7 protein-coding genes are annotated in these 13,016 nt (G+C 35.8%); all 7 read right to left on the reverse strand.

Annotation, left to right across the window (positions count from 1 at the left end; all coding sequences use genetic code 11):
* Positions 1–250: 250 nt before the first annotated feature.
* Complete coding sequence (locus VFM92_RS04640) at positions 251–1,669, reverse strand: sugar porter family MFS transporter (RefSeq protein WP_325121025.1); 1,419 nt, start codon at positions 1,667–1,669, stop codon at positions 251–253.
* 111 nt (positions 1,670–1,780) lie between these two features.
* Positions 1,781–2,575 carry a glycoside hydrolase family 16 protein gene (locus tag VFM92_RS04645; protein ID WP_325121026.1) on the reverse strand — a complete coding sequence of 265 codons (795 nt, stop codon included), beginning with the start codon at positions 2,573–2,575 and terminating at the stop codon, positions 1,781–1,783.
* On the reverse strand, positions 2,572–4,860 hold the full coding sequence (bglX, locus tag VFM92_RS04650) for a beta-glucosidase BglX (protein ID WP_325121027.1): 2,289 nt from the start codon (positions 4,858–4,860) through the stop codon (positions 2,572–2,574). Before bglX ends, VFM92_RS04645 begins: the two co-directional genes overlap by 4 nt.
* Before the next feature lie 37 nt (positions 4,861–4,897).
* Positions 4,898–5,992, reverse strand: a complete 1,095-nt coding sequence (locus tag VFM92_RS04655; RefSeq protein WP_325121028.1) for a family 16 glycosylhydrolase — start codon at positions 5,990–5,992, stop codon at positions 4,898–4,900.
* Between the two features lie 84 nt (positions 5,993–6,076).
* Entirely contained in the window at positions 6,077–8,179 is a 2,103-nt protein-coding gene (locus tag VFM92_RS04660) for a PKD domain-containing protein (RefSeq protein ID WP_325121029.1), read from the reverse strand.
* 22 nt (positions 8,180–8,201) lie between these two features.
* The gene (locus VFM92_RS04665) at positions 8,202–9,701 is read right to left on the reverse strand and encodes a RagB/SusD family nutrient uptake outer membrane protein (RefSeq protein WP_325121030.1); all 1,500 of its coding nucleotides are present in this window, start codon (positions 9,699–9,701) and stop codon (positions 8,202–8,204) included.
* Positions 9,702–9,712: 11 nt separating this feature from the next.
* The gene (locus tag VFM92_RS04670) at positions 9,713–12,805 is read right to left on the reverse strand and encodes a TonB-dependent receptor (protein ID WP_325121031.1); all 3,093 of its coding nucleotides are present in this window, start codon (positions 12,803–12,805) and stop codon (positions 9,713–9,715) included.
* Positions 12,806–13,016 lie beyond the last annotated feature (211 nt).

Raw genomic sequence — 13,016 nt, forward strand, 5'->3', positions numbered from 1 at the left:
GAGCTTTTTTAATGGGTTTCATGCATCAATATTTGCAAGGTTTCTGTCAGAAAAATACGAAAACTTGCAAAAAAATCAAAGCTTTTTATTAATTAAATAATTGATAATCAATGTATTAAATAGTTTTTAAGGGTCGACTAAATAATAAATTTATTGTTTAGTACTGCTTATTTGAATAGTTCAAAAAAAAAGTTTCAAAAAAAGCTCGAAAAGAATTTTCGAGCTCCAATTAGTCAGAAAAAAAGAATAATTAAGATTCGATTTTACCATACTTTTCAGCCCAAATACCTTCCAATTGTTCCAAACTTTTCCCTTTAGTTTCGATAATATATTTCTTTGTAAAGAAAATTAGAAAAACAATAAAAGCAATAAAAATCACGTAGGGCAATGCACCATTCCAAAAACCTGTTCCTCTTGCATTTGCATCACTTTCAACAATAATTGGAAAAGTGAGGGATACTAAAAAATTACCCGCCCACTGGATTGCGACTGCTATTGACATGGCTGTACTTCTTATTTTGTTAGGAAACATTTCTGAAAGCAAAACCCAGGTAACTGGCCCCATACTCATGGCAAAAGCTCCTATAAATAACAATATTCCAATCAGGGATATAAGACCTACAGCATCAAAATATAAAGAACCACCTAAGAAAAGAAAACCTAAAATCATGCCAACCGCTCCGATATAAATTAATGGCTTTCTTCCTAATTTATCGACCGTAAACATTGCTAGGAAGGTAAATACAAAATTTACTGCACCAAGTAAAATTTGTTGCGCTAAAACATCTTCTTGGGTAAAGCCTAAAGCTTTTTCAAAAATGTCGCCTCCATAATATAATACTGCATTTATTCCTGTGAATTGCTGTAATAAAGACAATACAGAACCTATAACAATGATTGGAATTACTGATTTTTGTAATGCCGATGCCCCCTTTAGCTGCGTTTTACGTTCTTTATTTAATGAAGATTTAATTTCATCTATTTCCTTCTGGGCTTCCTCTTTTTCATGTAGTGTATTTAAAACTTTTAGGGCCTCTTCCTCTTTACCCACCAAAACAAGCCACCTAGGGCTTCGAGGTATAAAAAACGTCAGGATTAAGAAAATTGAACACGGAATTAATTCTGACCAAAACATCCATCTCCAACCTGTTTCAATATTTTCCTGTGGGGTATTCCCTTCTCCAATATAATAGGTAGCTAAAAAGACTACAAAAAAACCAGTTACTACGGCTAATTGGTAAAATGTTACTAAAATACCTCTTTTATCTTTAGGCGAGATTTCTGCAATGTAAGTAGGTGCTGCCATGGAAGCCAAGCCAATACCCAATCCTCCGATAATTCTGAAAACTACTAATAAATCTACCGATTGCTGCATAAATGCAGGTAGGCCTGATCCTAGCGCAGAAACCGTAAATAGAACTGCAGATATAATAAGCGCTGCTTTTCGACCTATCTTGGTAGTAATATAACCTGCTGAAAGAGCACCCACCAAACAACCAATTAAAGCACTTCCTACTACCCAACCTTTCATCCAGGCATCTAATTCAAAATATTTACTGAAATAGAACTGCGCTCCATTGATTACGCCAGTATCATAACCAAATAATAGACCACCTAAGGCGGCTACGGCTGCTATCAAAATTAAAAGTCCCTTTTTTGACATTTTCAAGAGTAGTTTTATGTGAAAAGCTATATTACCAAAAATAATTGATGTTCAGATATCAAAATACCGTAAATTTTATTGCCAGTGTAAATTTTAATCACCTATGTTTTAATTATGTCATAAATCAGGTTTTTGTGAATAGACTCTTACGTAATCAATCACAAATTTCTGAGGAAAGCTTTCTTCATCAATTCCATACTTCCCACCCCAGTTTCCACCTACTGCCAGATTTAAAATTAAATGAAACTCATTATCAAAGGGCCAGCCTGCTTTCCCATCTCCATTTTTATAAACTGCATGATAGGGTTTTCCATCTACCAACCATTCAATTTTCTGGTCCGTCCAATGAATAGCATAGATATGAAAGGCTTCGCTTGCATCATCTAATTTTATGGAATCAGATTTTTCAGTTCCTTTTACATGATTATAACTTTCCGTGTGGATAGTACCATAAACAGTTCCTGGATTATAGCCCACATACTCCATAATATCAATTTCTCCATCTCTTGGCCATTGCATTTTACCATCTATAGTTGGTAACATCCAGATGGCTGGCCAAGAACCTTTTCCTTTGGGTAGTTTTGCTCTGATTTCAAAGTAACCGTATTGCCAATCGCCATGATTTTTAGTACTTATTTTTGCTGATGTGAATCCTTTTTGCTCATCTTTTAAGGCAGTAATGATTAGTTTACCATCTTCTACAATTAGATTTTCTGCGCTTTTGGTATAAAATTGTGCTTCATTATTTCCAAAACCACACAATTCAGGACATCCATTACCTTCCGTAATAGTCCATCTATTTTCACTTGGCAATCCATTCCCTTCAAATTCTTCTGACCAAATTAAATTTTTATCCTTTTGTGTACATTGAATAAAAATGAATAAAAGTCCTATTGCATATATATACTTCATTTTAAACTAAATTCTTTGTGGTTTTGAACTGTAGAGTTAGCCCCTACATAGACTTTAAATTTTCCCTTTTCTAATGCGACCTCTCCATTTGATTTATAATATGAAAGCATGTCTTTTTGGATAGTAAAATTGATTTTAACAGATTCTCCTGCCTTAATTTTTAGCTTTTGGAATGCTTTTAAAGATTTTACTGGTGGGGTTTCCTCAGCCACTAAATCCTGAATATAAAGCTGAACAATCTCTTGACCGTCAATTTCACTGATATTAGTAACGGACAATGATACCGTAATACTATCCTCCTCAGTCATTGATTTTTGTGATAATTCTACTTCGCTATATTCGAATTCCGAGTAACTCAGTCCGTATCCAAATGGATAAAGTGGTGAATTATCAACGTCAGTATGGTGACTATAAAAAACTTGCCCTGGAGCAGTTGATGGCCTACCAGTGGTTTTATGGTTATAATAAATTGGGAGTTGTCCTACATGACGTGGAAAGCTCATAGTTAACTTACCAGAAGGATTATTCTTTCCAATTAAAGTTTCTGCAATGGCGGTACCAGCTCTTTGCCCTAAATGCCAAGCTTCCAATATGACAGGAATATGCTCATTTTCCCATGTCAATTCTAATGGGCGGCCGTTCATCAACACTAAAACAATATTTGGATTAATCGCCTCTATTTCTTTTAATAACTCTTTTTGTAACCCAGGTAATCCAATATTTGCTCTACTTCTACCCTCTCCTGACATGTAAGCAGTTTCACCTAACGCCATAATCACTAAGTCAGAATTTTGAGCCAATAGCTTGGCTTCCTGAAATCCAGAACGATCCTCCTCATTGATAACTTGTTCCTGAAAAAAGTTATTAGGACCAATAGATAACTTTACACCCTCTGCATAATTTAACTTAGTATCGGAAGGCAAAGCTTTTTCTAATCCTTCATATAATGAAACAGCTGAGTTTTCAACTGCTTGAGCTCTCCAATTTCCTAGTGGAGTGTCTTTATCTTTAGCTAATGGTCCTATTACTGCAATAGTCTTAAAATTCTTAAGGGGTAAAATATTCCGATCATTTTTTAACAGAACAATAGACTCCTTAGCCATTTGCTCAGACAACTCATGATGCTGTTGATTTCCTACAATTTCCTTTTCCCGCTTTTCATCTGAATATTTATAAGGATCTTCAAAAAGACCAAGTTCAAATTTTAATCTTAAAACATGACGAACGGCATCATTAATTAGAGCTTCATCAATTTCCCCATTTTCAACTAAATCTGAAAGGTTTTGTACGTAGGCATTTCCTTCCATATCGATTTCACTTCCCGCTATAATAGCTTTTTTGGCAGCATCTCTTAAATCTGGACTGACCCTATGATTTACCAACTCCCCAATAGAATTCCAATCAGATACGACTACTCCATCATATCCCCACTCTTCTCGAAGAATATCTTGTAACAAGTATTTATTTGCTGTGGCTGGAACAGCATTGATATCATTAAAAGCATTCATAAAACTAGCGACATTAGCTTCTACTGCTGCTTTGAAAGGCGGTAATATATGATTATGCAAAATGTATTGATTGATATTGACTGTATTATAGTCTTTTCCACTTTCGGCAAAACCATATCCTGCAAAATGCTTGGCAGTTGCGGCTATCGTTTTATTATGGCTTAAATCATTACCTTGAAAGCCTCTTATTCTGGCTTTTGCTATTTCAGACTGCAAATAAGGATCTTCTCCTGCTCCTTCCATTACTCTTCCCCAGCGAGCATCAACGGTTACATCAATCATAGGCGCAAAAGTCCAATGCAAACCTGAAGCGGCTGCCTCTGCTCCTGCAGCTTGTGCAGTTTTTTGCATCAACTCTAAATTCCATGAACTACTTTCAGCTAAAGGGATTGGAAACATGGTTTTATAACCGTGTATTACATCATATGCAAATAGCAAAGGAATTCCTAATCGTGAATTCTTAACGACTAATTCTTGCATTTTTCGTGTATTAGCTGTACCCAATAAATTAAGAACAGAACCAACTTGACCAGAAATCAATTGCTGATAACGAATACTATCTTGTCCTTTTTTATTGCCAGGACCTGTGAATTCACTTCCTAAACTATATTGGTTTAACTGACCAACTTTTTCTTCCAGCGTCATCAAGGAAAGAACAGAATCAACCCTAGTTTCTATTATACTTCGCGACTTGGATTCTCCCTGTGGATTTGAGCACGAATTTAAAAAAGTTAAGGCAATAGAAATCCATATAAAATTCCAGAAAAATCGTATCATGTTCATTAAATTTTATGGTTGTGGGCGGATATAAAAGTTATGGCTGCTGAAACACTCGGATATAATCTATCCACATTTCCTGTGGGAATTCAGTGGTTTCATCAGGATACTGGGGCCAGTTACCCCCTACGGCTACATTAAATATAAAGAAAAATTCTTCTCTAAATTCATCTAAATGAGACGGAGTGGTATCTATTGAGCCATAGGATTGATTATCAATTAACCATTCAATTGAATTATCATCCCAAATGATAGAAAAAACATGAAACTGTTCTGCTAAAGTCTCGCCTTGAAGGGTTTTACTATGTCCATAATTGGCATAACCTTCATTACTTTGCCAATGAACAGTGCCATGAACTGTGCTTTCTCTGCCCTGTCCCCCAATCATTTCCATGATATCAATTTCCCCACAGTTTGGCCAGCCAACTTCTCTAAAATTTGCACCTAACATCCAAATGGCAGGCCAAATACCTTGACCATATGGCATTTTAGCTCTAATATCAAATCGACCATATTTAAATTCTCTCTTACCTTCCGTAATGATTCTTGAAGAAGTATAATCACTTCCTCCGAAATTTTCTTCCTTAGCTTGGATTATCAGATAGCCTTGTTCCAATCGAGTATTTTGTTCTCTATAATATTGGGATTCATTATTTCCCCAACCATTGCTACCAGTACCAGTTTCAAAGGTGTAGTCATTTGATAATTCATTTGCTTCAAACTCATCTTGCCAAACTAATTCATATCCTGCATATTCTGTAGGAGAGACAAAACCCTCATCTTCAAAATCAGAAGTTTGCTCTACTGTAATTTCTACATTTTTCGTTTCTGATATGAAAACATCGGCAGTAGTGTGTGCATAAACCTCAATAGTATAAGTTCCAGCTTCTTCATAGGAATAGGTTACAGTTCCACTGTTTTCCCTTAGTTTTTCAGAACCATCGCCAAATGAAAACATATAGTAATTTACATCATCCGCTGTTGCCTCAACGGTCACTCTATTGGAAATACTTTCATCAATCATAACTTCAAATGATAGATTACTTGGACTTAGAGCAGCCATTTCTGGTTCCATAGGTTCGCAAGCAATGAGCAAAAATGTAAATAATAGAGTTTGAAATCTTAATATCATTTTACTTTATCTTAAACTATAAGTAATCTTAATAACCATAATTAAAAAATGAAGTGAGAGAAATACCCCCACTTCATTTCTCACTTAATTTGCAGGAACTAATACAAAGTTCCACCATACTGAACCATCACCTGCAACATCTATTGCCAATGACAGAGTCTCTCCTGAAGCATCTTTTGTATAATCGATTACTTCATACGTAACGGCAGCATCCATATTTGGTGGAGCTGATTGATATTCTCCGCCATTAAACGCTTTCGGTAAAGCTATAAAAGCTCCAGTTCCTCTTACTGTAATGTAAGCAGGCTCTGTTTCGGTAGCTGGGGTTAAAGAGAAAGAATGTCTTCCAGGACCCCACGCTGCTGCATCTGTACCTTCTAATGCCGTATCATCTGTGCAACCTTCGGCAATTCCCATATATCCTTCTGCATAAATATCACCCAAGGTATTATATTCATACTGACCGCCGGTTTTGAAAATGAATTGGTCATTAAATAAACAAGGTCTGTCACCAGAAATATCGGCACCATTAGGGAAAAAAGCATCGCTACCTCTTGCTGGGCCTACTCCGAAAGAACCTGGGCCAGCTTGTAATTTCCATGCTTTTTGATTTTCACCAGTCAAAAGGTCTAACGTAATTTCATTAGCAGTTTCTGTCGCAAATCCTATATCATCAATGTAGAAAGTACCACCGTTGTTATTTTCAGTATCTGCAAAAATCACCAGATTACGAAGATTATTTTGAGCTCCTGAAAAATCAAAAGTTAATTCTACCCATTCATTTGCCACAGGAATACTAACATTTTGTTCCGTAAAAGTATTGGGATCTCCTGCAACTTCTAATTTCAATATTGCATTGGTAGCAACCGGAGACCAAATTTTCATGGATAAAGTAGTATTTTCAGAAAAATCGACTGGCTCATCTAATAATAACGCTAATCCAGCAAATGAAAATTCTGTTCCCTTCTGGAATTGACCTACTCGAGAGGAAGTATTTATCCCTGAAGGATCCGGATTATCTATTACACTGAAAACACTTCCTCCAAATTCACCGAATTGTACATTACTTTCTTCAAAAGTAAAAGGGAATTCTTTAGGTGCCGCTGAGACAGTTACCTCTTGGGTAACAGTAGCAGATTGTCCTGGACCGGTTGCTGTTAAAGTTACAGGGTAAGTACCATCAGCTGCATAAGTGTGAGTAGGATTTTCTTCTGTGCTTGTCGTTCCATCCCCAAAATCCCACATATACGTTTCTGCATTTAAAGAAGTATTGGTGAAGTTTACTGTTAATTCTGTAACTGCACTTGTGAAATTCGCTGCAATTGGTGCATACCCTTTCCTTATTAATCGATGAAACCATGACAAATCAGGGGTAGAAGCATCGTTAAAACGAATAAACATTTCATTTTCCGATATGGAAAGAATTGTGTAGGTACTAACTCCTGTGTTATATCCAATAAAACCATTATTATTAAAACTAATTACAGGATTACCTGCTGCATCTTCTGAAAACGAGTAATTAATGTTCTCTGGTGCTTCATATGGCGCAATAAGATCTCCTACCGGAGATTCCACAGCTCCTGTAAAGTTTGAACCTTGAGCAGGATTAAGATAAACGTCTCCATTCATCTCTTGAACAAATTGGTAATTATTAAGTATAAATGTGTATTCATCATTATAAAGACCACCACCAACTTTTTCGTTAGCTGCTGCCGCATAATAATCAGGACCTGCAGCATTTGGCGGGCCTACACCAAAATGACCTGCACGTTCAGCATCAATAACCCAAGTTTTTCCTTCGGGTTGGTCACAACCTCCAGTTAGTAATTCTAAAAATTCTACATTACATATGGATGGATCAGTACTTGTTATATCCAAGGTTTGGGAAGAGCTAACAGAGCCTCCGCTGGAATACACTGTTAAGGTTACTTCATATTCACCTTCAAATGGAAAATATGCTTCCACTTCGCTACCTTCTGCACTTGCTCCATTACCGAAATCCCATTTTTTAATAAATCCTGTTGACGAATTGGATAGGACTACATAATTCTCACCTTTTGAAGATTGTGTCACCTCAAATTCAGCTTCTGCTGCAGAAGGTGCTTCTTCAAGTACAAACTCCTCATTACAAGCCGAAAAGCCTATAAGTAATGAGAGTATGAATAAATTGATTATATACTTTTTCATATTAGTAATATTAATTTCTTGGTTAATAATTAGGATTCTGATCCCAGTTTCCACCTGCTAGATCAATTTCTATCTGTGGAATAGGGAATAATTCATGTCTACCAGCCACAAATCCGTCAATTTCTTCAGCAGCCCTTCCAGTTCTCACTAAATCCCAGAATCTAAATCCTTCTCCAGAAAGTTCTAATCTACGTTCATTCCAAATTGCTTCTGTTAATTGCGCTCCTGCTAAATTTAAAGTAGGCATTCCTACTCGCTCTCTTACGTCATTTAAATATCCTAAGGCCTTTGCATCTTCTGGTCCAGCCTTTCTATTAAACGCTTCAGCAGCCATTAAATAAACATCTGGAAGCCTAATAAGTCTGTAATTAACTGGACTAGTCAAGTCAGTATCAGGTAGTCCTAATTCATCCAGTCTTTTAATGTATTTATTGTTATAAAAGCCAGTATGACCACCTCCCCCAATTGCATAAGAAATTTCATCAGGGTTAGGTTGTTCACTTATGAACTCATCTAAATTTAGAACGGTTCCATCTTGTCTTATATCAGCGGCATCAAATGCATTATATAAATCTGCAGTTGGTAAATTATAACTATTACCATCCCCGTAAACTGGTCCGTCATATTGTCTGATACCCTGAAAACCTACTGCCGCAAAACCTTCTAAGCAAACAATACAATCATAAGAACCACCCTCTTGACCAGAATATTGAATTTCAAAAACGGATTCTGAATTTCCTTCCTGATTGACACTAAACAGATCTGCATATTCTTCACTTGTGGTAGTAGTAATTAAACTGTATGGACCCTCCATAATAACTCTTTCTAATACTTCTGAAGCTTCTTGAAATTTATCCTGATAAAGATATACTCTTCCTAATAATGCGAGTGCTGCTCCTTTTGTAACTCTACCTTCAACTGAAACCGTCCATTCCAAACTTTCTGAAGCCTGCAATAAATCAGATTCAATTTGAGCATAAACTTCGGCTGCTGGTGTTCTACCAATAGTATTCACTTCATCAGCACCTAAAAATCTATCAATTATTAATGGTACATCACCAAAATATTTCACCAACTGAAAATAATAATAAGCTCTAAGGAAATGAGCCTCACCAAACAATACTTCTTTACCAGCAAAATCAATGTTATCTTGATTAATGAATAAGTAATTGGTTCTTGTTACTCCTGCATAATTGAATTGAAAAACACTTCTCAATTCATTATTAACAGCATTATGTGTCATGGATTCAATTTCATGTAATCCTTGCGTGTCATTAACACTTTCCCCACCTGCAATTGCATTATCTGACGCAATTTCACCAATCCATAGATTTAAGTAAGAAGTCTGCATTAAATCGTAAGCACCTATCAATGCACGATTATAATCTTCTGGCGTATTGAAATATGAGTCTGCATCTTGCGCGTACAATGGTTCCAAATCAAGCCTATCATCGCAAGCATTGAAGATTACACCACCCGAAAGCAGTATAAAAAAAATGAATATTTTATTATATAATCTCATGATATCGTTATTTAAAATTTAATATTAAAACCACCCATCAATGATTTGGCTTGAGGATATTGACCATAATCAACTCCTCTCGCTAAAGGGTTAGCCGAACTAATGTCTGGATCATAACCCATATACTTTGTAAGGGTAAAAGGATTAAGTGATCCAATGTAAATCCGCATGCTTGTCATATTCATTCTTTCACATATGTTGCTCGGCAAATTGTATCCAACTTGAATATTTCGAACTCTCACAAAGGAACCATCTTCCACATAAAAGTCTGAGAACTCATTATTTCTTGTTCTACCTGTTGTTAATCTCGGATATTCATTGGTAGAACCTTCTCCTGTCCATCTATTGATATTATATGCTAATTGATTTGCGTAAGGCTGTTGTCTCTCGTAATTTCTGATGATTTCGTTTCCAATGACCGAAGTTATATTTGCAGTTAAATCAAAACCTTTGAATCTAGCATTTAAATTTAATCCCATAATGAAATCAGGATTAGGAGAGCCTAGCATGGTTCGATCTGAATTATCACCAAAGCTAATTACACCATCACCATTTTGGTCAACAAATTTCAAATCTCCTGGTTGAGCTTCTGGTTGAACAACAGGACTAGAAGCTATTTCTTCCGCGGTTTGCCAAATCCCATCTGTTTCAAACCCTATGAAATAGCCAACCGGAAATCCTGCTTCAAATCTAGTTGCCGTATTTCCACCTACACCAAACCCTACTCCTGGAAGGAAATCAGTTCCTGCAGGAAGTTCTGTTACTTCATTTTGTAAATAAGTGAAGTTATAATTAACGTTCAAGCTGAAATCATCAGTAGGTCTAAATTCATAATTAAAATCTAACTCTACTCCTCTATTTTGAACAGTACCAGCATTTACAAATGGTGGAGCACTTCCAGGACCATAAGTTCCTAATATTGCTGATGCCTGAGCTTGTATTAATAAATTCTGAGTCGTTTTAATAAAATAGTTAGCTCCGATATCAATGCTATTAAACAAAGATAAATCTAATCCAATGTTAGATTGTTGGGTTGATTCCCATTGTAAACTTGGGTTAGGTGCAATTCCTATTGCAACGCCATTTACAATCGTATTATCAAAAACATATTGTGCTTCCCCACCAAGATTGGCTCTATACACATAAGGTTGAATTCGGTCATTTCCTGACCATCCGTGACTTACTCTTAATTTGGCAAAATCAATTGCATCTACATTAAAAAAACTTTCATCTGACAACACCCATGCTCCCGATAACGAACCAAAATAACCAAATCTGTTATTTGAACCGAATCTGGTAGAACCATCTCTTCTTATTATACCCGAGAATAAATACTTTTTACCATAATCATATTCCCCTCTTAAAAATAATGAATTTAATCTATCCACATTTTGTCCTGAACTTACTTGGTTCAAATAACCACTTACTGCTTGGTTGGTAGAAATATCAGCTAAATCTAGCGAGTTATTGGGAATATTAAATGCTGTTCCAGAAAGAGACTGAAATGAAGTCTCATTTAAAGATAAACCAACTGTAGATTTAATATTATGCAAACTCCCTATTTGCGTTTCATAGTTCACAAAACCCTCAAAAAGATAATCTAAATAGGTTGTTCTTGATTCTGTTACACTTGCACCACGCTCCAAAAGAACACCACCAACTTGTTCACCTATCAAAGTTGTTCTCGGATCTAAATTTTCATTAATTGCGCTATTTTGATTCTTTCCATTTCCATACCATACCAATGGATTGAATTGTTTAAAATCAACAAGCGAATAGGTATATCCAATTCTCGCATTGGCTGATAATTTATCAGTAATATCATATGTAAGTTCTTGTTTTCCTACAAGTTTATTAACTCTTGTATCATTGTATGTATTCTCTAATTGAGCAACTGGATTTATAATATCTGCCACATTAATTAGGTAGGAATATCTTCCATCAGTTCTTAATGGTTCTGTTGGATAGGCATTGGTAGCGTTGTACAATACCGATCCTATTCCACCTTGTGGAATGGTTTTACTATATTCATTAGTATATAATAACACATTTGTAAGTTTCAATTTTGGCAGAATTTCAGTTGTGAAATTCACTCTGGCATTATAACGTTCAAAGAAAGCTTTTTCTCCTCCTACAATACCCTCTTGCCCAAAGTACGAGCCACCTACGTTATAAGTAGTCTTATCAGTACCACCACTTACACTTAAATTATAATTTTGAATAGGAGCATCTCTAAAAACCAAATCTTGCCAATCGGTCCCTTCACCTAAGTTAGTATTGTTGAAAGGGGGAGTTTGATTGCCAGCCACAAAAGCCTCATTTTTTAAAATCGCATACTCTGTAGCATTTAAAAGATCTAATTTCTTAGCAGTTCTTTGAACACCGTAATAGCCACTAAAATTTAAGGAAGGCTTAGTGTTCTTTTTCCCTTTCTTAGTTTCAATTATAATCACACCATTCGCTGCTCTTACACCATATATACCAGCTGTTCCATCTTTTAATACATTGATTGATTCAACATCATTTGGATTCAATGCATTCAATCCGTCTGCTTCATATATAATTCCATCTACTACAATCAAAGGTGAATTGTTGCCATTAGTGGACACACCTCTTATGCTAATATTAGACGAACCACCTGGCGCTCCAGAATTAGTAGAAATTTTAACTCCAGCTAATTGACCTTGCAAAGCTTGGTCTATTCTGGGAACATTTCTTTCTTCAATTTTGGAACCATCTACTTTCACGACCGCCCCTGTTAATTCCTTTTTTGTGGTGCTTCCATATCCAACCACCACTACTTCGCTCAATGATTCAAAGTTAGGCTCTAATTGTACATCCAATACAGACCTGCTATTCACTGGATATTCAACGGTCGAATATCCAATAAAACTAAATCTTAAAACACTTTCTTGTCCAACATTCACTTTGTAATTACCGTCAATATCGGTAGTAGTTCCATCTGAGGTTCCTTTGATAATAATATTCACCCCTGGCATGGGAGAGTTATTTTCATCAGTAACCGTTCCGGAAACCGTTCTGTCCTGTGCAAAACTTACAAAGCTGAATAGGAGAATTACAGCTAAGGTTAAAATGTGCTTCATAGTCGTTTAATTTTTGAGTTAAGTAATTTCTTTAGCTTTTCACAAAAGCATAATCAAATGAGCAATAATTAATATGTTATGCAAATTTTATCAATACATCATAATTACATCATATTGATTTAACCTATATCTCAAAAACACATCAAATCACAGCCTAAAACAGGTTATAAATGAAATAGAGGCAATATTCACACTTAACAAATCAACTGTT

The organism is Marivirga sp. (assembly GCF_035704835.1).
Lineage (GTDB): Bacteria > Bacteroidota > Bacteroidia > Cytophagales > Cyclobacteriaceae > Marivirga.

Excerpts from the sequence above, each read along its gene's own strand:
- VFM92_RS04655 (WP_325121028.1), bottom strand. The coding sequence starts at position 5,992 with ATGATATTAAGATTTCAAACTCTATTATTTACATTTTTGCTCATTGCT.
- VFM92_RS04665 (WP_325121030.1), bottom strand. The coding sequence starts at position 9,701 with ATGAGATTATATAATAAAATATTCATTTTTTTTATACTGCTTTCGGGT.
- VFM92_RS04670 (WP_325121031.1), bottom strand. The coding sequence starts at position 12,805 with ATGAAGCACATTTTAACCTTAGCTGTAATTCTCCTATTCAGCTTTGTA.
- VFM92_RS04660 (WP_325121029.1), bottom strand. The coding sequence starts at position 8,179 with ATGAAAAAGTATATAATCAATTTATTCATACTCTCATTACTTATAGGC.
- VFM92_RS04645 (WP_325121026.1), bottom strand. The coding sequence starts at position 2,575 with ATGAAGTATATATATGCAATAGGACTTTTATTCATTTTTATTCAATGT.
- bglX (WP_325121027.1), bottom strand. The coding sequence starts at position 4,860 with ATGATACGATTTTTCTGGAATTTTATATGGATTTCTATTGCCTTAACT.